Raw genomic sequence first — 22,155 nt, 5'->3', positions numbered from 1 at the left:
GCGTGCCAGGCGCGGGCGCCGTGCCGCGGGTGTCAGGAGCCGGGCGCCTGGCCCGCTTGCAACTGGTTCCACAAGGTGTCGGCCCGCTGCGCTGCCTCGGCCCGCTGGGCGTCGTTCAGGCGCTTGTAGTCCTCGGTGCGCACGAACCAGTCGGCGCTGAGGGTGTCGCCGGCGCGGCGCGCCACCAGGTTCCAGGCCGCTGCCTCCACCGGCTGGCGCTCCAGCAGGTAGCTCTCGGACAGCATGGCCGCTGCATGCCGGTTGCCGAGCAGATAGGCCTGCTGCAAGGCCTCGCGAGCCGCCATGCGCTGGCTGCCGCCGGCTTGCGCGTCGGCGCCGGGCCCATGGCCCCCCAGCTCGAACAGCAGGCGTTCGGCCAGGTGGGTCAGGGCCTGCACGTCCTGCCCGGCCGCCGCCTGGCGCAGCTCCGGCAGGCTCATGCGGTAGTAGCGCTCGTCGATGTGGTAGCCCAGCCGCCGCAGCGCGTCGTTGGCAGCCACCTCTTCCGGCGGCAGCGGTGCCGGTGGCACGGCCGGCACCGGCACCACGGGCGCGGCACCCAGCGGCGGCAGCCCCATGGCCATGGAAGACGCAGGCAGCGGCGCGGCCGCCGGCACCGCCGCTGCGCTGGCGGCCGGGCTCGCCAGCGCCGACACGCGCCGGGCCGGCCCGGCACCGGCAGCTGCCGGGCCGCTGGCGGCCCGGCTCGCCACGCCGGCCGGTGCAGCCGGCGGCGCCGGCTCGGCAGCACCCTGCCACCAGGCCAGGGCACCGGCGCCGGCCACGCAGGCGCCGAGGATCACGGACGCCGCACGCATGCGCACCTCACAGGTTGTTGAGGCAGGTGTTCACGCTGGTGGCGTAGCCCCGGCGCGTGTAGTAGTCGCGTTGCGACGGCGTGCCGTGCGTGCTGTAGTCCGCCGCATTGCGTGCCGAGCGCACCGCCGACTCGATGAAGGACGGATAGCCCAGCGAGGCCTGCGCGTACTTCACGAAGGTGCCACCGAAGCAGTCGGCCTGCAGCTCCTGGTAAGGCGAGCGCAGCCGGATGCTGTAGGCGAACTGCACCGTGTGGCCCCACTCGTGCGCGAAGATGAACTTGCCCACGTAGTTGCCGTAGCTGTTCTCCTGCCCTTGCAGGAAGCGGCTGCCCAGGCTGATGACATTGGGGTAGCACGCATAGGCGGCCAGCGTCTGCTCGCCGCAGGCATAGCGGTCGAGGTAGACCGAGGGCCGGCTGTACTGCCCGAGCAGCCCGCTGATTTCATTGGTGGTCGCCCGGATGTAGGCGCTGTCGACGACCGCGGCCTGGGCCGCGGTGGCGAACAGGGCGGCCACGGCCGCACCGGCACGCCAGCCTCGATGGAGGGACGGAAGGAGGATCATGTTGGTCTTGCTGGAGGGTGGAAAGCAACCACCGCGTGCGTGACGCGGCGACCTGCACATGCCCGCGCGGACCCGATGTGCGCCCTCAGTGTGGAAGGTGGGTTTTCTGCCAGGTCGAGGGTTTTGCCGAAGCTCGAATTCCCTAGGTGACAGGGCAATTGCATCAACTCGGCGGCCTCGCGCCGAGGTGCTCGACGGGCCCGCGACGCCGGCAGCCGCCCGCCGCTAGACCAGGATCCAGAGCACCAGCGCGAAGAGCATGCCGAACACCAGGCAGGCCTTCAGCCAGCCGGGGCTGTGGCGGCTCGGGGTGAGGGGCGCCTCGGCCACCATGCTGCCGGCCCCGATGAAAAAGTGCAGCACCCCTTCCACGCCCGCCATCGCGGCGGACGGGAAGAGCAGACCCGTGACCGCGCCGGCGATGGCGCCGCCGAAGATGAAGGTCGGCATGCCCGCCTCGATGCCATCGAAGGCGAGCGGCAGCCAGGCCAGCGCCAAGCCCACTGCCATGCCGGCCAGCATGGCCAGGGCCGCCGCACCCCAGCGATGAGCCGCGTCATCGGCAGGACTGGAGGAGGAACGGCTGCGGGACGTGGTGCGCAGGGTCATGGCGTGGGGAGCGTCTCTTGAGTTGGGAGGAAAGCCGCGATCGCGCTCCGAGGAATACAGCGCGCAGGCGATTGGCTGGCCGGTGCAGCACCTGACGCAGCGCTTCAGATTCAGTCTGGGATGCGTTCAAGCAGTTCGCCAACGGGCACGTCAAAGAACTTGCACAGCCGATCGATGGCATCCAGCTCTACCCGCGCCGCAGTCTCGTGATAGAGCAAGGTCACGGTATTGCGATTCAGCCCGGTCTCGCGCGCCACATCGGCGATCTTCAGCTTGCGCTCGCCCATCAAGCGCGACAAATGGCACTTGATCAAATGCAGCCTCGCATTCTAAAAAGCGATCCAGAATGGCAAAAAGCGCTTGACATATCTATTCTGGGTTCCACAATGTCATTCAAGACGACAAAACGCCGGGCAAGACGGCGTTGCTGCTGCATTGTGAACCACTTCCGGGAGGACCGCGTAGTGCCAGAGCCTGCCTTCGCCTCTGCCTGCACCAGGGCCGCCGCGGTGCCCAGCGCCGGTGCTTCCCACCATGTCTGAATTTGCGGGATCCAGTCCCGAGCCGGCCTTCTGGTTCCACTCGCGCCTGGATCCGGAGCTACCGCCGCCGGCCCGCCGGGCCTGGTACCGCCGGCTGCATCGCCAGCTCTGCAGCTGCGACCTGGTGGTCTGCACTCACCGGGCCGTCTCGGTGGTGCTGGGCGTCGGCCACGCTGCGGGCGGGGCCGATCGCCATGCGGTGTTGAACTGGCTGATGAGCGAGCCCGATGTGTGGGCGGTGCAGTTCGGCGAGCTGGCGCTGTGGCTCGATACCGCCCTGGCCGGCCGCGCCGCGGGGCGCCGGCCGCTTGCGCAATGGTGGGTCGCCAGCGGCGTGCCACCCGGCTGGCCTGGCGACACGCCGCCGGACGGCAGGCTGCGGCATGCGGTGCTCGCGGTCCTGCTGGCGCGCCATGCGCGGCAAGCGCAGCTGCGGCCGCGGCTGGCGCCCGCCGCCGCAGCCACAGTACCGCGCAGCGCCGCCTGAGCCGGCGCGGCCGGCAGGCCGCCATTCGCCTCCCTCTCCTCCCCCCGGGTTGCGGGGCTCGGGTATGTCGACACCGCGGTATATCGCTGCCTGTGGACGCGGCTTCGCGGCGCTGTTCGCTGCCGCCCTGCCCGGCCACGCCCCTCCCACCCTTCCCGAGGAGATCCGAGATGAAGCATTCCCTTGTGATGTGCTTGACCGCACTGGCCGCCGGCGCTGCGCAGGCCCAGCTGGCGATCACGGAGACCGACAACCGCGAACTGCTGCTGGGCACCCTGCTGGGGGCCTCCAGCGGCCTGTCGGTGGTGGCCGGCTCGGTCAGCGGCGTCGGCCTGCCGACACAGTCGGGCCTGTACTCCGGCTTTTCCTTCACCGGCGACGGCACCGACCTGCACCCGGACCTGTCGATCAACGACGGCATCGTGCTGAGCAGCGGCGCGGCCCGGGTGCCCGAGCACAACACACTGGAGCACTATGGCGTCTGGGCGGGCACCGGCAACAACGAGCGGGTCGATGCCATCCTCGGCCAGCCCAATGTCACCTGGGACACCAACTCGCTGAAGTTCGACTTCACCGTGGCGGCCGGCACCACCTCGGTGTCCACCGACTTCATCTTCGCCTCGGACGAATTCGCGCCCTACTCTTACTACACCCCCGGCCAGGTCGGCACCGACGGCTTCGCCTTCCTGGTCGACGGCGTGAACTACGCGCGCTTCCCGGCACCGCACGGGCCGATCTTCAACTACCAGAACGTGCCGGACTGGCTGGTCTCGCACAACCAGCCGGAGCTCTACGGCATCGAGTGGGACGGCATCGTGCCCCGGCTCACCGTCACCGGCCTGCTCGACCCGAACCGCAGCGTGCACACGCTGGAGCTCGTGCTCTATGACTACAACGACCCCAGCTACGACAGCGCCGTCTACCTCTCCGGCCTGCAGGCCGGGCAGTCGCTGGTCGGCGGCATTCCGGCGCCGGTGCCCGAGCCGCAGACCTGGGCCCTGCTGGCCGCCGGCCTGGGCATCGTCGCGGCCCTCAAGCGCCGCCGCTGAGGCCGCCGCTGCAGCCGCCGCGGAACGGCCCCGGCGCGGCGCCGGGCCGCGCGGCATGCCGTGCCGCGAGGTCCCCCCAAAGGTGGATAGCGGCGGCATGAGTCTCAGAATTAGGATTCCTCCTAATGAACGAGATCTTCAAAGCCCTTTCCCACCCGGTGCGACGCGAGATCGTCGGGCTGCTGCGCGACGGGCCGATGGCGTCCGGCGACATCGCCGCGCTGTTCGACATGAGCTGGCCCACCATCACCGGCCACCTGCATGTGCTGAAGGAAGCCGGCCTGGTGGAGGTCGAGCGCCAGGGCGTCTCGATGCGCTACCGGCTCAACATCTCGGCCGCCGCGGAAGCGGTCGGCTTTCTGATGGACCTGCTGGGCACCGGCCACCGCGGCGGCCAGGCGCGCCGCAAGGGGGACCTGGCCCCATGAGCGCGGCGGGGCGGCCGTGCTCCCCTGCGTCAGGCCGCCTGCCCCGGCGGCGCACCGACATGGCCGCCTGGCTGATGGCCGCCGTGCAGGCCGGCCTGGCCGCCCATGTGGCGCTGCACGGCCCCGACGGGCCGCTGCCGATGCACTTCGACGCCCGCGGCGAGGTGGACCGCTGGGGCGACCGGTACGAGGCAGTGGCCGTGCTGCTGGGCCTGTCGGTGCTCACGCTGGCGCTGCAGTGCTTCATGCGGCACACGCTGCTCGGCGCCGGTGCGGCCGACCGGGGCGCCGCGCTGCCGCAGGCGGTGGGGCGGTGCGTCCTGCTGGTGGCACTGGCGGGCGCCACGCTGCTGGCGACGGCGCTCGGCCTGGGCCGCTTGCAGCCCGGGCCGGCCCCGGTCTCGATGATGCACTGGGCGCTGGCACTGGGCTGGGTGCCGACGGCCGGCCTGGGCGTGGTCATCGGCCAGGCCCGGCCGCAGGGGCGGGTGGGCCTGCATGTGCACTGGACCCGCCACAGCCGGCCGGCCTGGGAGCAGGCGCACCGGGTGCTGGGCCAGGTCTGCTTCCTGGGCGGCCTGGCCGGCGTGCTGCTGACGCCGCTGCTCGACCCGGCCACCGGCTTTGCGCTGCTGCCGGGCCTCCACCTGGCCGGCCTGGCGGCCTCGCTGTACGAAGGCTGGCGCGCCTGGCGCCGCGACCCGCAACGCAGCGGCTGAGGTGGCCGGCGCCGCCCGCTCAGAGGTCGAAGAACACCGTCTCCCCCGGGCCCTGCATGTGGATGTCGAAACGATAGACCGGCCCGGCCGGCCCCGGCTCGTGCCGGGCCAGCAGGGTGGCGCGGCGCTGCGGCGGCACGCTCTGCAGCACCCGGTCCTCGGCATTGGCCTGCACCTCGTCGTCGAAATACAGGCGGGTGTGCACGTGCGACAGCAGCCCCCGCATCAGCACGATGACCTCGATGCAGGGCGCCTCGCCCGGGCCGGCGGCCCCCGGCTTCACGGTGCGGAAGTGGTAGCGGCCCTGAGCATCGGTGCCGGTGCCGCAGCGGCCGAAGCCGCGGAATCCAAGCGCCTCGGCCTGCGCTGCACTGGTGATCTCCCGGCCCAGGGCATCGAGCTGGGCGATCTCCACCAGCGCGTCGTCGATCGGCCGGCCCGCGCCGTCGAGCACCCGGCCCTCGATCCTCAGGTGCAAGCCCGCCGCATGCGGTGCCGCCAGCTCGGGGGTGTAGGCGCTGCGGTGCTCATAGCCGTATTGCTGGGGCGTCAGGCCATAGGCGAAGTAGGGCCCGACGGTTTGCGACGGGGTTTGCGGCAGCAGGCGCGCGGAGGGGCAGGCGGTCATGCGCGAACCTCCATCGGCGTCTCGCGCGGGCCGCGCAGCACGATGTCGAATTCATAGCCCAGCGCCAGCCCCGGCTCGGTCGCCGCCAGGCTGAAGCGCGAGACCAGCCGCTCGCGCGCCTGCGCGGGAGTGGCCTGGAAGATGGGGTCCAGTGCCAGCAACGGGTCGCCGGGAAAGTACATCTGCGTCACCAGCCGGCTGCCGAAATGCTCGCCGAACAAGGAAAAGTGGATGTGCCGTGGCCGCCAGGCGTTGGCATGGTTGCCCCAGGGGTAGGCGCCGGGCGTCACGGTGACGAAGCGGTAGCGCCCCTCGGCGTCGCTCAGGCAGCGGCCGGCGCCGAGGAAATTGGGGTCCAGCGGTGCATCGTGCTGGTCGGCCTTGTGCACATAGCGGCCGGCGGCATTGGCCTGCCACACCTCGACCAGGGCACCGCGCACCGGCCGCCCCGCCTCGTCGAGCACCCGGCCGGTGACGACGATGCGTTCGCCCAGCGGGGCGCCGTTGCGCACCGCGTTGCGGGTCAGGTCGTGGTCGAGCGGCCCGACCGTGTCGTGTCCGTAGACCGGCGCGCGCAGCTGGCGCAAGCGCTGCGGCACCGGCAGCAGGGGCTGGCTGGGTGCGCGCAGCACGGTGGACTTGTACTCGGGCTGGAGATAGGCCGGGTGGCTGCTCCAGTCGCGCGGGCCCAGGGGCGGGCAGGCAGGCTCGCTCATCGGCGGCGTCTCCATGGCAAGGGTGTGGCGGCGCCGGCGGCGCCCCTGCGCACTTTAAGGATCACCTTCATTTATGTAAATTCACCGCTCCTGCGCCAACCGCTGACGGCTGGTGGCGAGCCCCCTGCCGCCCGCGCCCGCAGCCCAGGAACCGATGCGCCCCGGACGTGCAGCCGCCCGCGGCCCTGCAGGCCCTGCTCGCCGCCCCATCCGCGGGCCAGCGGCGGGGCGATATGGCGCCGGCCGGGGCACCCGGCGCATCAGCGCCGTCAACGCATGCGCGGGCGGGCCACCTTCTCCAGCAGCTCCAGCAGCATGCCGCGCTCGGCCTCGCTCAGGCCGCCCAGCAATTCGCGCTCGACCTCCAGCGACAGCTCGTGCGCCTTGCGGGCCAGGCTGCTGCCCTTGCGGGTGAGCCGGATGTGCTGGGCCCGGCGGTCGGACTCGCTGCGGGTGCGGGAGACCAGGTCCCGCTCGACCAGCCGGTCGATCACGATGGTGATGTTGGGCGCGGACACCGACAGCGCCTGCGACAGCCGCTTCTGTGTCACGTTGTCGTTGTGGCCGATCAGCATCAGCAGGCTGAACTCCACCGGGCGCAGCTGCAGCGGGTGGCCGATGTGCCGGAAGAAGGCCTTCTTGGCCGGCACGTCGGCCTGTGCCAGGTGGTGGCACAGCACGTGTCTCAGGCTGGAAGGGTCGAGCCCGGGCGCAGCGGCAGGCTCGTCGTCGTGGTCCGGATGCGGCATGGCGAGTCAGTTTAGGCTTCGGCCAGGAAGTCCACCAAGGCGGAGGCGAACCGGCGGTCCTGCAGCGCGCCCATATGGTCGCCCTGCACCATGGCGAGCCGCGCGCCGGGGATGGCCGCCGCCAGGCGCTCGGGCTGCAGGGCCAGCGGGTCGTGCTCGCCCGCCAGCACCAGCGTGGGCACCCGGATGCGGGCCAGCTCGATCGGCCCGGCATGGGTGGCGCGGGCCTGTGCCGCCATCGCCTGGCGGTCGGCGCCCACCTGGTCGGCCAGCCGGCGGAAGGCGGCCACGCCCGGGTTGCCGATGAGGCGCGGCTCTGCGGCCAGCATGCCGGCGGCCACGGCGGCACCGGCCATCGACCGCACCGACGCGGCCCGCGGCTCGGCCAGCGCGCCGCCGACACCGCCCACCACCAGCCGCCGCACCCGTGCGTCGCGGCCGGCCACCAGCAGCGCGACCACCGCGCCCATCGAGTAGCCGGCCAGGTCGTAGCGATCCTCGCCGAGCCGGTCAAACAACTCGCGCAGGTCGTCGGCCATGCGCGCCTCGCCGTAGCAGGCCGGCGCATGCGGTTTTTCGGACGCGCCGTGGCCCCGTGCATCGGGCGCCACCACCCAGCGCCCGGCCGCCACCAGCGCCGCCACGATGCCCGGGCCCACCCAGTTCAGCCGGGCATCCACGATGTAGCCGTGGTGCAGCACCACCGGCGGGCGACTGCGGTCGCTGCCGAACAGCTGGTAGGCGATGCGGATGCCATCCGTGGCGGTGAAGTGGTGCATGGGCTCGGCCTTCGCGGGGCCCTGGCGGCCAGGGCCGGGATGCAGCGGCGGCAAGGATCGGGGCAGGCCGCGCGGCGGACGGACAGTTATAGGACAAAACCAAGCCGGCGGCCGGTTTTGCACGGCGCGCCGCCATCGCGCCGCACCGCGCCCGCCTGCCATGCGGGCCGCCTTGCGGGGCGGCCGCCTGCGCCGAGGGCACGACGAACACCGCTGGCTCGAAGCCGAGCGCCGCCACGGCAGGCTCGCCGAACAAGGCCAGCCCCTGGCGCGGTGCTTGCGGCAGTCCGGCCGGTGCCCAGCCGGCAGGCCGACCGCGGCCGATCGCCGACATCTCCTGTGGGGAACGCAACACCGGTGGACGCCGTCCGGCCAACTGCGGCAGGATGCGGCATGGCCACCCCGATGCGCATCCCCGTGTTGATCGCCGGCGCCGGTCCCACCGGACTGATGCTGGCCTGCCAGCTGGCCCGCCTGGGCATCGACTTCCGGCTGGTCGACAGCAAGACCGGCCCCACGCAGGAGTCGCGCGCGCTGGGCGTGCAGGCACGCAGCCTGGAGCTGTACCAGGCGCTCGGCATGGCCGACGCCGCCGTGGCCCAGGGGCGGCAGGTGGCCGGTGCCAACCTCTATGTCGGCGAGCGCCGCGTGCAGCGCCTGCCGATCGGCGACATCGGCCGCGGCACGACCCCCTTCCCCTACCTGCTGATCCTGGAGCAAAGCCGCAACGAAGCGCTGCTCCACCAGGCGCTGCAGGCCAGCGGCGGCTCGGTGCACTGGGGCTGCGAGCTGGTGAACTTCCAGCAGGACGCCGACGGCGTCACCGCCTGGCTGCGGCCTTCCGGCGACCGCCCGCCCTACCCGGTGCGGGCGGACTGGCTGGTGGGCTGCGACGGTGCCCGCAGCCGCGTGCGGGACCAGCTCGGCCTGTCCTTCGCCGGTGGCACCTACGAGCATCTGTTCTATGTCGCCGATACGCAGGTCGACTGGGACTTGCCGCCCGGCGAGCTGACCGTCTGCCTCTCCGACGCGACGTTCGCGGCCTTTTTCCCGATGCCGGGCGAGCGGCGCTACCGCGTGGTCGGCGTCCTGCCATCCGGCGCGGACAGCGAGCAGGGCTTGCGCTTCGAGGCCATCGAAGCCGCGGTGCGGGCGCAGATGGACGTGCCGGTGCGTTTCTCGGACACGCGCTGGTTCTCGGCCTACCGGGTGCACCACCGCTGCGTCGAGCGCTTCCGTGACGGCCGCTGTTTCCTGGCCGGCGACGCCGCCCATGTGCACAGCCCGGTGGGTGCCCAGGGCATGAACACCGGGCTGCAGGACGCCGCCAACCTGGCCTGGAAGCTCGCCCTGGTGGTCCAGGGCCGGGCCGGCGAAGCGCTGCTCGACACCTACCACGACGAGCGCTGGCCGATCGCCCAGCGCCTGCTGAAGACCACCGACACCGCCTTCCGCTGGATCGTCAGCCCCGAGGCGGTCGCCCGCGCGCTGCGCCTGCGGGCCGCGCCTGTTGTGCTACCGCGACTGTTGAGCCGGCCCGCAGTGCAACAGCGCGTGTTCCGCGCCATCTCGCAGACCGGCCTGCACTATCGCGGCAGCCGGCTGAGCGCCACGGGGCCGGCCGGCCCGGCCCGGCCGGGGGACCGGCTGCCCCACGCCGACATCGAGCCGCCGCTGGCAGCGCAGCGCCAGCCGGTCTACGCCTGGCTGCCGCCCGGGCGCTTCCACCTGCTGTTGCTGCAGCACGGCAGCGCTGGCCTGCAGGCGCAAGCCAGCGCATGGCAGGCCGAACTCGACCGGCACTGGCCCGGCGGCTGTTCGGTGCAGGCGGTGTCCGCGGACCACGGCGGCGCTGCGCTGCTGGAGCGCCTGGGCGTCGGCACGCGGGCCGCCGTGCTGGTGCGCCCAGACCAGTACATCGCCTGGACCGCCACCGATTTCGATCGGCCTGGCCTGCTCGCCTACCTGCGCGAGCGCCTCGGCCTGCGGCCGCCGGATGTCGGCAATCAGTAACTTCCTCAGAGGCTGATTACGCCTTGTCGCAAGACTTGGCGCACTTCGTCCTTACCCTGCGGAGCGCCGCAGGCCGGTCCGGCTCCGGAGGGACGGGGACCGAGGGCAGCGACACCTGGTCGCCAAGACACATTCAAATCACAGCAAGAGGATTTCATGCACAAGACATTCACGCCCCGGCGCGACGCCCTGACGCGCGCCCTGGCGGCCTTTGCGCTGGCCGGCGGCAGCCTGCTTGCCGCACCGGCGCATGCCACGGCCACCGCGACCGCCACCGCCGGCCCGCTGCAGTTCGAGGTGGTGGACCTGCGGCCCGACGACGGGCAGGCGGCCGGCTACCGGGTCGACCGCGGCGCCTGGCGGCCGCAGGGCTCGGGCCCCAACGTCTCCGGCTCGCACGGCATCGTCGAATCCTGGGAGCCCAGCGGCGACATCGACCACAAGTACGTCAGCGACAAGGACGACGCCTTCCAGGCCAAGGTCTCCGCCACCCAGAACAACAGCGGCCATGTCGGCGAGGCCAGCGGCGGTGAGGCCGGTCTGAAGGCCACCACCTCGTCCAGCCGGGCCGGGTCGTCCATGGCGTCCACCGGCACCTGGATCGGCTACTTCCCGGGCGAGACGCCTGACGGCTACTACGGCCTGGAGCTGGCGCCCCACACCCAGCTGACGCTGTCCTTCGACGCCACCGTGCGCATCTCCGACAACGGCCTCTACCAGGGCGACGACGAATACGCGACCGCCCTGATCAACTTCACCTTCGACCCGGTGGAGCAGTCCGACCAGCGCGGCCTGCACTCGCAGCGGCTGGAGGTGTCCTCGGGCCGCACCGGGCTGGCCGAGACGCAGCAGAAGCAGCAGCGCATGACGCTGACCATCTTCAACGACAGCGACACCTTCCTGCACGGCGCGGTCGACATCGACCTGCTCACGCTGGCCCGCATCGGCCCGGCACCGGTGCCCGAGCCTGGCACCTGGGCCCTGATGCTGGGCGGCCTGGGCCTGCTGGCCGCTGCCCGGCGCCGGCGTCGCTGAGCCGCCGGCCAGGCGCCCGGCAGCACCGCCGGGCGCATGTCACACACGGGCCGGCCGTGTCGTCATGAAGGGGAGCCGCGGCAAACGGTGCCGCGCCCGACATCCACCTCCCAGGACCTTCACATGACGCAAGCCCCCCGTGTCGAATACCGCACCCTCGCCCCGCGCGCCTACCAGGCCCTGGGCAGCCTGCACACCGTGCTGCACCAGGGCAGCCTGGGCACCCGGCTGCTCGACCTGATCTACCTGCGGGTGTCGCAGATGAACGGCTGCGCCTTCTGCATCGACATGCACTGGCGCGACCTGATCGCGCACGACGAAGACCCGCGCCGCCTCAACAGCCTGCCCGGTTGGCGCGAGGCGCCGTTCTTCGACGCGCGCGAACGTGCCGCGCTGCAATGGGCGGAAATGCTCACCGCCCTGCCGTGCACGGCCCCCGGCGACACCGAGTTCGAGGCGCTGCGCGAGCACTTCAGCGATACCGAGATCGCCGAGCTGAGCTACGCCATTGCCAGCATCAACGCCTGGAACCGGCTTGGCGTGGGCCTGAAGCCGCCGGTGCCGCCGCAGGCCGGCTGACGGAACAGGGCTTGCTGGACTCCGGGGATGTCCCTCAGGAGTCCCGCCATGCATGACGTGGAGCCGCCCGAGAAGATCGCCGTCTTCCGGGCCCTCAAGCTCGGAGACCTGGTATGCGCCACACCGGCGCTGCGGGCCTTGCGCCAGCGCTTCCCCCAGGCCCACATCACCCTCATCGGCCTGCCGTGGGCCCGCCAGCTGGCGACGCGGCTGGCCGCCGAGGGCATCCGCTGGATCGATGATTTCGTCGCCTTTCCCGGCCATCCGGCCTTGCCGGAGCAGCCGGGCGATGCCGCCACCTTCGAGGCCTGGGCGCGGCAGATGCGCGCGCGCCGCTTCGACCTGGCCGTGCAGATGCACGGCAGCGGCACCGTCAGCAACACCATCGTTCAGGCGCTGGGCGCCCGCCGCACCGCGGGCTTCCATGCCGGCACCCCGGCCGACGAACTGGCGGTGGCCGGCGGGCGCTACTGGCCCTACCCCGACCAGTTGCACGAGATCCACCGCAACCTGTGCCTGGTGAAGCACCTGGGCGGCGTGGCCGACGACGACCAGCCGGCCTTTCCACTGCTCTCGTCCGATTTCGCCGAGCTGGCCCGCCATCCGGACCTCGACGAGCTGCCGCCCGGCGGCTTCCTGTGCCTGCACCCGGGCGCCCGCATGGCGGCCAAGCGCTGGAGTCCCCGGCACTTCGCCGCCGTGGGCGACGCGCTCGCCTGCAACGGCTGGCGCATCGTGATCACCGGCGACGCCTCCGAACACGCGCTGGCGAGCGAGGTGCAGGAACACATGCGCGCACCGTCGGTCAACGCCGCGCGCGACCTCTCGGTCGGTGCGCTGGCGGCCCTGCTGTCGCGCGCCCGCCTGCTGGTGTCCAACGACACCGGGGTGGCGCACATCGCGGCGGCGCTGCCGGTGCCAAGCGTGGTGATCTTCTTCGCCACCGACCCGCGCCGCTGGGCCCCGCTGGACCCGCTGCGCCACCGTTGCGTGGTCGGCAGCACCGGCCACGGCGATGCGGTCACGCCGGACGAGGTGATCGAGGCGGCCTGGCCCCTGCTGGCCCTGCCGGCCTCGCTGCAGGCTATGCCCGGCGCAGGCCGAGCGCCGATGGCAGCGGCGCCGGGTCGTCCACGCCGGTCGGCCGGTCCGGACGGTACAGCGGCTCGGCGAGGCTGATGACCTCGGCCGGGCTGACGTCGTCGACGAAGGAATCGGGGTGGCCGCAGTCCACCCCGACGCAGTTGCGGCCGCAGGCCGGGCAGTCCAGCCGCCAGGACAGCGCCACCGCGTGCCGCGCCGCGCTCACCGGGCCATAGCCACTGAGGTTGCCGATCCAGTAGACCACCACCGTCGGCACGTCGATGGCACGCGCCAGGTGGGCCGGCCCGGTGTCGTTGGACACCAGCAGCCGCGCCCGGGCCAGCAGCCCGAGCAGGCCCCCCAGCGACAGCCGCCCCCCGAGGTCGCGCGCCCGGGCGCGATGCCGCATGGCCTGCAGCACCGCCTGCACGGCCGGCGCCTCGGCCTCGGTGCCGTTGATGGCGACCTCGGCGCCCTGCTCGGCAAAGTGGTCACCGACCGCCGCGAAATGCGCGGGCGACCAGCAGCGCCGGGGATCGGTGGCCCCCGGCTGCAGCACCACCAGCGGACGCCCGCTGGGCGGCAACGCCGCGTCGGCTTCCGCCCGGTCGCGCGGGGTGGTCACCAGGCGCGGCTCGACCTGGCGGCCTGCCGCACCGACCAGCGCCACCGTCTCCAGCAGCCGCAGCACCTCGGGCTGGAACTCGCGATATGGCAGGGTGCGGTCCAGGGGCGGCGCATCGGCGGCCTGCAGGCCGGCGGTGTAGCGGGCCTGCAGGCGCTGCACCAGCGGGTTGCTGTAGCGGCCGCCGCCATGCAGCTGCAGCGCCAGGTCGAAGCGGCGCGCCTGCAGCCGCGCCACCAGGGCGTCGCAGGCGGCGCGGTCCTCGTCGCCCTCGGGCGGCACGCTGACGCCGGCGATCGCCGGCAACACCACCACCTCGTCCAGCGGCGACGGTCTCCCGCTCAGGAAGGCCGCATGCCAGGCACGGCCGAGCAAGGTGATGTGGGCGTCCGGATAGGCCTGGCGCAGCGCTTCCAGCGCCGGCAGGGCCAGCACGAAGTCGCCCACCGCATTGGCGCGCAGCACGGCGATGGAGCGCACGCCAGGCAGCCGCTCGCCGCGCCCGGCGAACACGCCGCCCGGGCTGCCCGGGCAGAGCGAGGTGCTTGCGCTGGCCGGGCCACCTCCGGCCGCCCCGGTGGCGTCGAATGGCGCCGGCCTCATGGCACCCCCGCTGCCACGCCGTGCGGGTCGAGCACCTGTGGCGCGTCGCAGTCGCGCTCGGGCACCGTGGTCGGCAGCTCCTGGTGATAGGCGCCCGAGGGCATCAGGCCGCAACCGCCGAAGCGCGCCATCACGCGCAGCTGCGCCAGCACGTCCTCGCCGCAGTGCACCTCGGGCAGCTCGCGCCAGAATTCGAAGCCGCCGGCCGCCCGCAGCTTGGCCGTGTCGTAGAGCACGCAGCCGCCGGTCCAGGCCACCTTGTACAGCCGCCGCTCCTGCGGGCTGAGCCCGAGGCGGCGCTGCACGTGCCACAGGTTGGCCGCGTTGTGCAGCAAATGCCGCTGCCATTGCGGCGTACCGGGCGCCACTTGCTCCGGCTCGACCGGCGTGTCCCAGAACTCCACCGCCTGCTGGTGCGGGCGCACATCGTCGCGGAAGGACAGGCCGATCACCGCGCTGCCCACGAAGCCGCAGGCCTGCTCCTCGAGCGCTGCGACCATGCGGCCGATCTGCTCCGGTTCGAGCAGCACATCGTCGTCGAGGAACAGCACCGCGCTGGCGCGGGCCTGCTCCAGCAGGAACTGGCGCTGCTGCGCCAGGCCGCGCCGCGGCAGGTTGCGCAGCAGGCGCACCTGGTGGCCGCGAGTCTGCAGCAGCCGCACGATGGAACGCGCCTCGGCGGTGTCGAAGGCCGCCGGGCCGTCCGACTGGTCGGACACCACCACATCGAAGTCGCGAAAGTCCTGGCCCACCAGGGTCGCCAGCGTCGCGGCCAGCGCAATGGGCCGGTTGCAGGTGGGGATCAGGACATCGGCGCGGGCCGCTGCCCTCATGAGTTCAGCGCGGCGCCGGCCGACCGGCCGTCCTTCATGCCGCAGAGATAAGGGTTGAGCGCCGGGTCGTTGTACATCTTGAACTGGCGATAGACGCGGAAGGTGCAGCTGCCGTCGGCCATGCCATGCAGCAGCCGCTCCAGGCATTGCAGCAGGTCTTGCCGCTGGATGCGCAGGCGCTCCAGCTTGGACGAGCAGGCCAGCCGATGCGCCTGCGAGACGCCGGTGCGCTCCAGCTGCAGCTGCATGTGGTGCAGCTTGAGCGCATTGATGGAAAGCCGGTCGACGATGGAGCCGGCGGTCTCGCTGTTGACCCAGGCATCCTCGCGCGGCTGGTGGTCCGGCATGGCTTCCAGCAGCGTGTCGTCGATGGACTCGATGGCATCGTTGCGTAGCTGGTTGTAGCGGTCGATGGCCCGCTTGTTCGCCGCGATCTCGCTGTCCGGCACATCGGTGCGCCGGGCCTGGTCTTCCTCGTCCCACAGCAGCGAGTTGTAGCGGTGGTTCGCGGCCACCCAGCGCAGCACGCCGTCCGGATGCGGCGACTCCGGCCAGCCCGCCAGCTGGAAGGACGAGCGCTGCAGCTGGTCGATGTCCTCGACACTCGGCACATCGTCGCGGGCAGGCGCGTGTTCGGTTCTGGGCGGAGCGAGGTCCCGAGGCTCGGACCATCGGACGGATGCGGACATGCAAGGCCCCCTTCTCTTATGGCAGCACGAAGTGATGACGGGATGACGGACTGGGCCGGCCACCAGGGCCGGCCCGCTCAGCCACCAATCAGCAAGTGCGGTGCCGAGGGCTCAGGCGGCTCAGGAGTGCGCGTCGGTCGCGGCAGGGGCGTGCGGCCGGCTGTCAAACACCGGCAGGCCCAGCGAGCCGGCCGACAGGCGCTGGCGGAAGTCGCCGGGGCTGGTGTCATACCAGCGGCGGAAGGCATGCTGCAGTGCGCTCGGCTCGGAGAAGCCCAGCAACACCGCGACCTGGGAGATCGACATGCCCTGCATCAGGTAGCGCGCCGCCGCTTCGCGCCGCACCTCGTCGAACAGGTCACGGAAGCGCTGGCCTTCGCCTTCGAGCACCTGCCGCAGCCGCCGCGGCGACTGCTTCAACAAGTCGGCCACCCGGTCGAGCGTGACCTCCTCCCCGCGCGTGAGCAGCAGCGAGATGGCGGCCACCACCCGGTTCTCGACCCGTGCCTCCTGCTCCAGCCGCGCCTTCAATTCATCGGCCTTGGCGACCAGGAAGTGGTGCAGGTAGCTGTCGGCCGTGCGGAACGGCAGGTCGAGGAAGCCCGCATCGAAGGAGATGCTGTTCTCGCTGGCGCCGAACTCGATGGGGGCCTGGAAGGTGCGTTCATGTGCCGCGCGGTTAGGCGGGGCGGCATGCATGAAGCGCACAGTGCTCAGCTTCAGCGTGTGGCCGGTGAAGCACTTGGCGAACCACAGCGCCACCGACAGGAAGTGCTCGGCGAACCAGCGCGCGGTGTAGCGAGGATCGCGGCAGCTGTAGATGAAGCGGGCGGTGCTGCCTTCGACGACATAGTCGACATCATCGATCTCCGAGACCAGGAAGGCGTACTTGCGCCAGTGCTCGATGGCCGAGCGCATGTTGGCGCAGCGCATGCCGAGGTGGGCGACGAAGTGCAGCTTGTTCTCGGGATAGTGGTGGTGCAGCTCGAGCGCGATGGCCGGATGGCGCAGGCGATCGGCCGCCATCTGCCACAGCCGCTCGATCTGGGAGACCGGCACCCGTGCGTCGGGGTGCCGGGTGCGCTCCAGCGAGATGCCGGTGGTGCCTTCCACCTCGGCTTCGCTGACGCCGTGCCTGAGCAGCAGGCGCACCAACGTGACGGCCGACTCGTAGACCGCTGCAGTGGGCTCGCGGCTGCTGCCCGAAGCAGCACGCCAGCCATTCAGCGGCACCCTGGCCCTCACGGGACCGGTCAGATAGTTTGCTCGCATGGACAATTTACCTCGATGCAGACAACGTAGCCGGTGGCAGGCCGCAGCCTGCGGGCACCGCAGGGGCCATCAGCGAAGACGCCCCGGCCCGGGAGTCGGACCCCGGCACCGGCACCGCCCTCGCTCCGGCGCCTGCGGCTGCCTGGCCGCGGACAACGCTCAGAACGAATAGCCCACGCTCAGCAAGACGACGTAAGGATCGAGCTCCGACCGGATCTTGCGCTGGAAGGTGCCGAGGTTGCCCCCGCGCCCCGCAGCCACCTGCTCCACCAGATTGTCCATTGCCTCGCGGGCCACCTCGTCGGACGGGATCTGGTTCACCGGATACGGGTAGTCCTGCAGTACCGGGGAACTGCCTGACAGCATGGTGTTCCTCGTGGTCATCGTTGCAGTCGTGCGGACACGAACATATCCGAGGGTCATCTTCAGGTGCAGTCTTTCGGTAAGCGCATATTGCGCACCGGCGAACAACCCCAAGCCCCAGGACGGCTTCATCTTGATCTTCGTCGGCCCGCCGGTGTAGGACTCCAACGCGGGCGTCGCCTTCGCCTCGAAGAACTTGGTGTAGTTCAGGCCGATGCCCAGCGAGGGCCTGAAGCGGTCATTGAAGTCGCCGAAGTAGCGGTGCAGGATCAAGGTCGGCGGCAGCTGCTTGACCGTCGCCACCTTGCCCAGCCTGGCGATGGTGCCCTTGCCGTCGATGTCGTGCTTGAAGGGCAGTGCCAGCACCAGGCCTTCGACCGCCCAGTGGTCGTCGAGGAACGTGCCGACACTGCCGAACATCGAGACCGAGTTCTTCACATCGACCGTCACGCCGCCGGGCGTGCCGAAGGCATCGACCCCCGGTGCCAGCAGCGGCAGGATGGGATGGTCGCTGGCGCGCAGCACCGGGCCGGTGATGTCGCGCACGTTGGTCGACTTGTCGTTGAGCTTCAGCCCTGCGGCGCCGATGCGCACGAACCAGCGCCGCTTGGGCGCCAGGTTGAGCTGAGGTGCAGGCGCGGCCGCGGGCGTGGCCTGCGCCAGCGTCGTGTCGTTGGTCGGCGCCGTGGCCGTTGCCGCGGCAGCGCCGCCGGCGGTGTCCCCCGGCCCTTGCCAGGGCTCGTGCATCACCGAGGTCTCGGCGCAAGCCAGGTTGGCCAGCGCCGCCAGGGCGATGGCGAGGGTGTGGGGTCGAAGGCCGCGCGAGGCGGGCCGCTGCAGGCGGGTCATCTCTTTGTCTCCGTTGTCGTTGGTTCTGAAACCGCTGGGTGCCTGCCTCGCCGGCTGGAGCCGGCGGAGCAGGCGGCCTGGAACAGGCCTCGGTCGGGCCTTCGTCGTGCCTGGGTTGCGGCGCAGCGGGCCCCTGCGGGCCGCTTGCGGGTGGCAAGGGCCGGTGCAGGGTGCCCGTCTGCGCGGCAGAGGATGTCGGAGCCCCTGGGAGGCGGCAATGATCGAGGTGTCCCGGCCTCCCGGGTCACCGACACTCGAATCACAGCCTGTCCCGCTGCACGGGACCAGCTCGTCCACGTCGAGTGGTGAAGAAATGTGGCCTGTACCTCTCGGGCCGTGGGGCCGGCCGTCATGCGGCATGGCGGCCACCATGCCGTCGGTTCGACGGGCTCCTGGTTTGCCTGTCTTGCTTTTTCAGACAGGCTGGGTTCGGCATTTGCTCGGCGCTGTTGCCGCCTCCGGCCGCACGGACCGCCATGCCGCAATCCCCCGCCAACACGTCATCGCCGCCCCATCGACGCCCTGCCCTGCTGCTCGCCATGGCCGCACTCGCCGCCAGCCCGGTCGCGGGCGCAGCACAGGAGCCGGCACCGCAGGGGCTGGCGGTGCCTGCCGGCGCCGCCTCCCAGGACATGAGCGGCGACCCGGCCGGCGGCGGCGGTGCTGGCGGCAACATCGACCTGCGGGCTTCGCGCCTGATCGGCAAGCCGGTCCGCACGCCGGGCGGCGAGCACCTGGGGGAAGTGCGCGACCTGGTGCTGGACGTCAACAACCAGCGCCTGCACTACGCGGTGCTTGCCTTCCGCCCGGTGCTCGGGCTCGGCCGCCAGCTGTTTGCCTATCCGGTGGCCTTGCTGCGCCCGACCGGCGAAGCCGGGGAGCTGCTGCTGAACGTCAGGCAGGAGGAGTTGCGGCAGGCGCCCGGGTTCCCCCGAGAACGCTGGCCGGACTGGAGCGACAAGCGCTACCGGGCCGCACTGGAGCGGCACTTCGGGCCGACGGTCTCGCCCCTCAACCTGCCGGACCAGCGCCTGCTGCGCGTGAGCGAATTGCTGCAGCGCCCGGTCGACGACAACCAGGGCCGGAGCACGGGAGCGCTGGACGACATCGTGGTCAACCTTGCCTCGGGCCGCGTGCAGTACGTGGTGCTCGAGCTGGGCCGCCGCAGCGCCGCCTCGGAACGGCTGCTGCCCCTGCCGCTGCCGGCCTTCAGCATCCCGGCCAGCCGCGACGACGACGTGGTGCTCAGGCTTCCACGCGAGCGGCTCGACCGGTCCGGCGCCTTCGAGCGCGACCACTGGCCCCGGCCGGAGGACGCCGGCCAGTCCTTGCAGGAGGCGACCGACCCACCCTTGCCGACGCCGGGCGGCCGCCCCCCGTCGCACTGATCGCCGGCTTCATTGCGGACACCGCAGGCCGGGCAGGCATACCGCGTGCAGGTCCATCGGGTGCGGCACTGGCCCGCTCCGCAAGGCGGGCCAGTGCCGCCAGATGCCGGAACCGCACCCAGGACGGGTCCTGGCGGGACAGCCCACCGCCCGTCACCGCTCCGGCAGAGTCGACCCGCCGCGGCCGCTGCCGTCCGGCAGCGCTTCTGGACCGTGCCGTGGCCAACGCAAGGAGTACGTCAATGCAGATGAACGAAGTGAAGCAGCACATGGACCGGATCGAGCAGTGCGTCAGCCGCGCCGCCCAGGCTTGCGAATCGGCCGACCATGTTCCTCAGGACCTGCGCAGCTGCATCAGCGAACTGGACCTGCGTTCGCACGAGGCCGCCAGGATGATGCAGACCGACGACGACGAGCAGCACATCCGCCAATGGGTCGGCACGCTGGAGGCGCTGGGCGACCGCGCGATGGCCGCTTGCCGCCGCGCCGGCGACATGGACGACAGCCTGGCCCAGGCGGTGCGCCAGGCCCACGACGAGCTTTCGCAACTCAAGCACCAGCTTCATTGACCCCGGGGCCTGCGGCCCCAAGAAACCGGAGAACGATGCCTATGCATGTGCAGCTCAACACAGACAACATCCTCAGTGGCAGCGCCACCCTCGCACGCGATGTCGAAGAAATCCTCGAAAGCGCGCTGGATCGCTTCGACGAGAGGCTGACCCGCATCGAGGTCCACCTCAACGACGTCAACAGCAGCCACAAGACCGGCCCGGCCGACATCCGCTGCATGCTGGAAGCCCGCGTCACCGGCAGCGAGCCAGTGGCCGTGAGCGACCATGCCGCGACGGTGGACCAGGCGGTGCGAGGCGCCAGCGGCAAGCTGCAGCGCGCGCTGGAATCGACGCTCGGCCGGCGCAGCGAGCACCGGCACGAGAAGCCGCTGATCGATGATCCGACCGTGTGACGCACATCCGGTGGCCCCCTTCGCGGGCCCGTGAACCACAGCAGGGCGGCCTCGGCCGCCCTGCTTCACATCGCTGTGCTGCCGGCCCTGTCATGGGGGCGCTGCAGGATGGCCGCGGCCACGCGGGGCCGCCTCGGAAGAGTCACTGCTGCCCGGTGCCTTGCGACGAGAACGAGGACGCGGCGCCACCTGGCCGAGCCGCCCGCTGCGCTTCCACCGTGAGCCCCGCTTCGGCGCCTGGGCGCGACAGCCGTTGCTCTTGATCCCGGGAGCGGCTCGCCGGCTCGGCGGCCCGGATCTCGATGCGCCGCTGCGGGCCTTCCGGGCTCGCAGGGAGTCGAATCTCCAGCACGCCATCGCTCATCGTCGCTTCGGCCTGCTCGGCTTGCGCCCCTTCCGGCAGCGGCAGCCGCCTGGCGAACCGGCCCTGCACCCGTTCGATCCGGCGCAGGCGCTGGCCGTCGTCCTCCACCACTTCGTCGCGTTCCTCGCGCCGCTCGCCGGTGATGAGCAACTGGCCATCGACGATCTCGATCTGCACATCCTTGCGATCCACCCCGGGCAGGTCAGCGCAGATGAGCCAGCTGTCCCCCTGGCGTCGCACGTCGATGCTCGGCGACCACATCGGCGCGGCCTGCGCCACCAAGGCCCGCCGCGTGGTGCCTGGCGCTCCCCAGACCAATGACTCCATCTCGCGGTCCATCTCCTCCGACATGCGGCGCATCATGGACAGCGGCGCTTCCAGGGAATTGAAGAAGCTGGCGAAGAACGGCATGCCACCGAAGGCCAGCGGGCCGCTGAATCGGCCCAGCGACAAGCCCATGATGTCGTTGGTGAAACGCTCCGCCTCACGGGTCATCGCCCGGGCGGTGTCGCTGGCCCAGCGCTCCGTGGCACGCCCGCCTTCATCGAGAGCGCCACGATGAGCCAGACGGGTGCTGTCCTGTCGTTGGCGGAGCTCCTGCTCGGGCTGCTGCGCCGGCTCGCTGTCGCGTGCCGCGCTACCGCTAGCCTCTTGTTGACCGGCGTCGCTCACCTGCCCCTGGTGCACCTCAGCGCGCCAGGCACCGGTCTCGTGCCCCCGCTCTTCCAGGAAGCGGGCAAAGCGCTGGAGGTCTTCCTCGGTACGACTGCCGAGCTCCTGCTCCTTCAGGTTTTTGCCCGCAAGGTTGACCACATCCACCGTGAAGGTGACGCTGGTGCGCTGCTCATCGAGTGGCGCAAAGCGCACGGTGGCGCTGCTTTTCGTGCCGTTGTTGCTGCGCCATGAGATGCACTGGTCAGGGATCTGCTCGGTGATCTCGGCGTCCCACTCCACCGGCTTGCCGCCGATGTCCATCATCCAGTGCAGGTGCGTGTCGTCCAGCTGCTTCACCTCGCGCACGCCGTGCATGAAGCGAGGGAACTCCTCGAACTGGGTCCACTGGTTGTAGGCGGTATGCACCGGCACACCCACCTCGATCGATCTTTCAATTCTCGGCATGGTCACTCCTTTCCTGGGGCTGCACAGGGGTCAGTGGTGGAAAGAGAAGTTCGAAGGCGGCGCCAGCCGGGTGGTTTGCCGGCCTGCATGAAGAGCCGCTGTGCCGGCGATGCAGAAGGAAGGCGGTCCAACGCCGCTGCGAACCGTGAGGTCGCGGCAACTACTGTTCCGCGGAAGTACGGGCACCGGCGCACCGCCGGCGCCAGCGGCGCCCCTCGCCTGCCGTTGCCGGCAGGACGCCGGCAGCATTTACTTGTCGCCCCGTAAAAAAGGCGAAATCACCG

Annotated in this window: 25 protein-coding genes; 11 read left to right on the top strand and 14 right to left on the bottom strand. The window is 71.3% G+C overall.

The genetic code is table 11. From position 1 onward, the window contains the following. Positions 1-32: 32 nt before the first annotated feature. The 4 genes from N7L95_RS18530 to N7L95_RS18515 form a co-directional block, all read right to left on the bottom strand. Complete coding sequence (locus N7L95_RS18530; RefSeq protein ID WP_301256727.1) at positions 33-818, bottom strand: hypothetical protein; 786 nt, start codon at positions 816-818, stop codon at positions 33-35. Between the two features lie 7 nt (positions 819-825). Next, positions 826-1,386 (bottom strand): neutral zinc metallopeptidase, encoded by a 561-nt coding sequence (locus N7L95_RS18525; protein WP_301256726.1) that lies wholly within the window; start codon positions 1,384-1,386, stop codon positions 826-828. Between the two features lie 225 nt (positions 1,387-1,611). Beyond that, entirely contained in the window at positions 1,612-1,995 is a 384-nt protein-coding gene (locus N7L95_RS18520) for a hypothetical protein (protein ID WP_301256725.1), read from the bottom strand. A 110-nt stretch (positions 1,996-2,105) separates the two neighbouring features. Next, positions 2,106-2,294: a helix-turn-helix domain-containing protein gene (locus N7L95_RS18515; protein WP_435870028.1), complete on the bottom strand. Its 189-nt coding sequence runs from the start codon at positions 2,292-2,294 to the stop codon at positions 2,106-2,108. Between the two features lie 235 nt (positions 2,295-2,529). Between N7L95_RS18515 and N7L95_RS18510 the strand changes: the two genes are divergently transcribed. The 4 genes from N7L95_RS18510 (at position 2,530) to N7L95_RS18495 (ending at position 5,220) form a co-directional block, all read left to right on the top strand. Beyond that, positions 2,530-3,024, top strand: a complete 495-nt coding sequence (locus N7L95_RS18510; protein ID WP_301256723.1) for a hypothetical protein — start codon at positions 2,530-2,532, stop codon at positions 3,022-3,024. 170 nt (positions 3,025-3,194) lie between these two features. After that, complete coding sequence (locus tag N7L95_RS18505; RefSeq protein WP_301256722.1) at positions 3,195-4,073, top strand: choice-of-anchor L family PEP-CTERM protein; 879 nt, start codon at positions 3,195-3,197, stop codon at positions 4,071-4,073. A gap of 125 nt (positions 4,074-4,198) precedes the next feature. Further along, positions 4,199-4,501 carry a metalloregulator ArsR/SmtB family transcription factor gene (locus tag N7L95_RS18500; RefSeq protein WP_301256721.1) on the top strand — a complete coding sequence of 101 codons (303 nt, stop codon included), beginning with the start codon at positions 4,199-4,201 and terminating at the stop codon, positions 4,499-4,501. A gap of 59 nt (positions 4,502-4,560) precedes the next feature. Next, positions 4,561-5,220 (top strand): SdpI family protein, encoded by a 660-nt coding sequence (locus N7L95_RS18495; protein WP_301256720.1) that lies wholly within the window; start codon positions 4,561-4,563, stop codon positions 5,218-5,220. A gap of 19 nt (positions 5,221-5,239) precedes the next feature. Here N7L95_RS18495 and pcaG read toward each other — a convergent pair whose 3' ends face one another. The 4 genes from pcaG to N7L95_RS18475 form a co-directional block, all read right to left on the bottom strand. After that, positions 5,240-5,848 (bottom strand): protocatechuate 3,4-dioxygenase subunit alpha, encoded by a 609-nt coding sequence (pcaG, locus tag N7L95_RS18490; protein WP_301256719.1) that lies wholly within the window; start codon positions 5,846-5,848, stop codon positions 5,240-5,242. Next, positions 5,845-6,564, bottom strand: a complete 720-nt coding sequence (gene pcaH, locus N7L95_RS18485) for a protocatechuate 3,4-dioxygenase subunit beta (RefSeq protein ID WP_301256718.1) — start codon at positions 6,562-6,564, stop codon at positions 5,845-5,847. Before pcaH ends, pcaG begins: the two co-directional genes overlap by 4 nt. 269 nt (positions 6,565-6,833) lie before the next feature. Further along, positions 6,834-7,313, bottom strand: coding sequence for a MarR family winged helix-turn-helix transcriptional regulator (locus N7L95_RS18480; RefSeq protein WP_301256717.1), 480 nt, complete (start codon positions 7,311-7,313; stop codon positions 6,834-6,836). Between the two features lie 11 nt (positions 7,314-7,324). Then, on the bottom strand, positions 7,325-8,092 hold the full coding sequence (locus N7L95_RS18475; RefSeq protein WP_301256716.1) for an alpha/beta fold hydrolase: 768 nt from the start codon (positions 8,090-8,092) through the stop codon (positions 7,325-7,327). 393 nt (positions 8,093-8,485) lie between these two features. On the opposite strand from N7L95_RS18475, the gene N7L95_RS18470 reads away from it, so the two are divergent. From N7L95_RS18470 to N7L95_RS18455, 4 genes are all read left to right on the top strand, one after another. Further along, complete coding sequence (locus N7L95_RS18470) at positions 8,486-10,105, top strand: FAD-dependent monooxygenase (protein ID WP_301256715.1); 1,620 nt, start codon at positions 8,486-8,488, stop codon at positions 10,103-10,105. A gap of 156 nt (positions 10,106-10,261) precedes the next feature. Beyond that, the gene (locus tag N7L95_RS18465; RefSeq protein ID WP_301256714.1) at positions 10,262-11,140 is read left to right on the top strand and encodes a PEPxxWA-CTERM sorting domain-containing protein; all 879 of its coding nucleotides are present in this window, start codon (positions 10,262-10,264) and stop codon (positions 11,138-11,140) included. Between the two features lie 123 nt (positions 11,141-11,263). Next, positions 11,264-11,719: a carboxymuconolactone decarboxylase family protein gene (locus tag N7L95_RS18460; protein WP_301256713.1), complete on the top strand. Its 456-nt coding sequence runs from the start codon at positions 11,264-11,266 to the stop codon at positions 11,717-11,719. Positions 11,720-11,767: 48 nt separating this feature from the next. Then, on the top strand, positions 11,768-12,898 hold the full coding sequence (locus tag N7L95_RS18455) for a glycosyltransferase family 9 protein (protein WP_301256712.1): 1,131 nt from the start codon (positions 11,768-11,770) through the stop codon (positions 12,896-12,898). Here the strand turns inward: N7L95_RS18455 and N7L95_RS18450 are convergent. The 5 genes from N7L95_RS18450 to N7L95_RS18430 all read right to left on the bottom strand — a co-directional run bounded on the left by N7L95_RS18450 (position 12,804) and on the right by N7L95_RS18430 (position 18,036). After that, positions 12,804-14,030: a glycosyltransferase family 9 protein gene (locus N7L95_RS18450; RefSeq protein WP_301256711.1), complete on the bottom strand. Its 1,227-nt coding sequence runs from the start codon at positions 14,028-14,030 to the stop codon at positions 12,804-12,806. The genes N7L95_RS18455 and N7L95_RS18450 overlap by 95 nt on opposite strands. Beyond that, on the bottom strand, positions 14,027-14,863 hold the full coding sequence (locus N7L95_RS18445; protein WP_301256710.1) for a glycosyltransferase family 2 protein: 837 nt from the start codon (positions 14,861-14,863) through the stop codon (positions 14,027-14,029). Before N7L95_RS18445 ends, N7L95_RS18450 begins: the two co-directional genes overlap by 4 nt. Beyond that, positions 14,860-15,552, bottom strand: a complete 693-nt coding sequence (locus N7L95_RS18440) for a DUF4254 domain-containing protein (RefSeq protein ID WP_301256709.1) — start codon at positions 15,550-15,552, stop codon at positions 14,860-14,862. The genes N7L95_RS18445 and N7L95_RS18440 overlap by 4 nt, the downstream gene beginning before the upstream one ends. Before the next feature lie 120 nt (positions 15,553-15,672). Beyond that, positions 15,673-16,824, bottom strand: coding sequence for an AraC family transcriptional regulator (locus tag N7L95_RS18435; protein WP_301256708.1), 1,152 nt, complete (start codon positions 16,822-16,824; stop codon positions 15,673-15,675). Between the two features lie 159 nt (positions 16,825-16,983). Beyond that, the gene (locus N7L95_RS18430; RefSeq protein ID WP_301256707.1) at positions 16,984-18,036 is read right to left on the bottom strand and encodes an OmpW/AlkL family protein; all 1,053 of its coding nucleotides are present in this window, start codon (positions 18,034-18,036) and stop codon (positions 16,984-16,986) included. A gap of 539 nt (positions 18,037-18,575) precedes the next feature. Here N7L95_RS18430 and N7L95_RS18425 point away from each other — a divergent pair. From N7L95_RS18425 to N7L95_RS18415, 3 genes are all read left to right on the top strand, one after another. Further along, on the top strand, positions 18,576-19,424 hold the full coding sequence (locus N7L95_RS18425) for a PRC-barrel domain-containing protein (RefSeq protein ID WP_301256706.1): 849 nt from the start codon (positions 18,576-18,578) through the stop codon (positions 19,422-19,424). Positions 19,425-19,666: 242 nt separating this feature from the next. Next, positions 19,667-19,993, top strand: a complete 327-nt coding sequence (locus tag N7L95_RS18420) for a hypothetical protein (protein ID WP_301256705.1) — start codon at positions 19,667-19,669, stop codon at positions 19,991-19,993. A gap of 35 nt (positions 19,994-20,028) precedes the next feature. Further along, entirely contained in the window at positions 20,029-20,388 is a 360-nt protein-coding gene (locus N7L95_RS18415) for an HPF/RaiA family ribosome-associated protein (RefSeq protein WP_301256704.1), read from the top strand. A 142-nt stretch (positions 20,389-20,530) separates the two neighbouring features. Here the strand turns inward: N7L95_RS18415 and N7L95_RS18410 are convergent, their stop codons facing one another. Beyond that, positions 20,531-21,871 carry an Hsp20 family protein gene (locus N7L95_RS18410; protein WP_301256703.1) on the bottom strand — a complete coding sequence of 447 codons (1,341 nt, stop codon included), beginning with the start codon at positions 21,869-21,871 and terminating at the stop codon, positions 20,531-20,533. Between the last annotated feature and the right edge of the window lie 284 nt (positions 21,872-22,155).

The organism is Eleftheria terrae (genome assembly GCF_030419005.1).
In the GTDB taxonomy this organism is placed as follows: domain Bacteria; phylum Pseudomonadota; class Gammaproteobacteria; order Burkholderiales; family Burkholderiaceae_C; genus Caldimonas; species Caldimonas terrae.
This window is presented reverse-complemented; position numbering and strand designations above follow the sequence as displayed.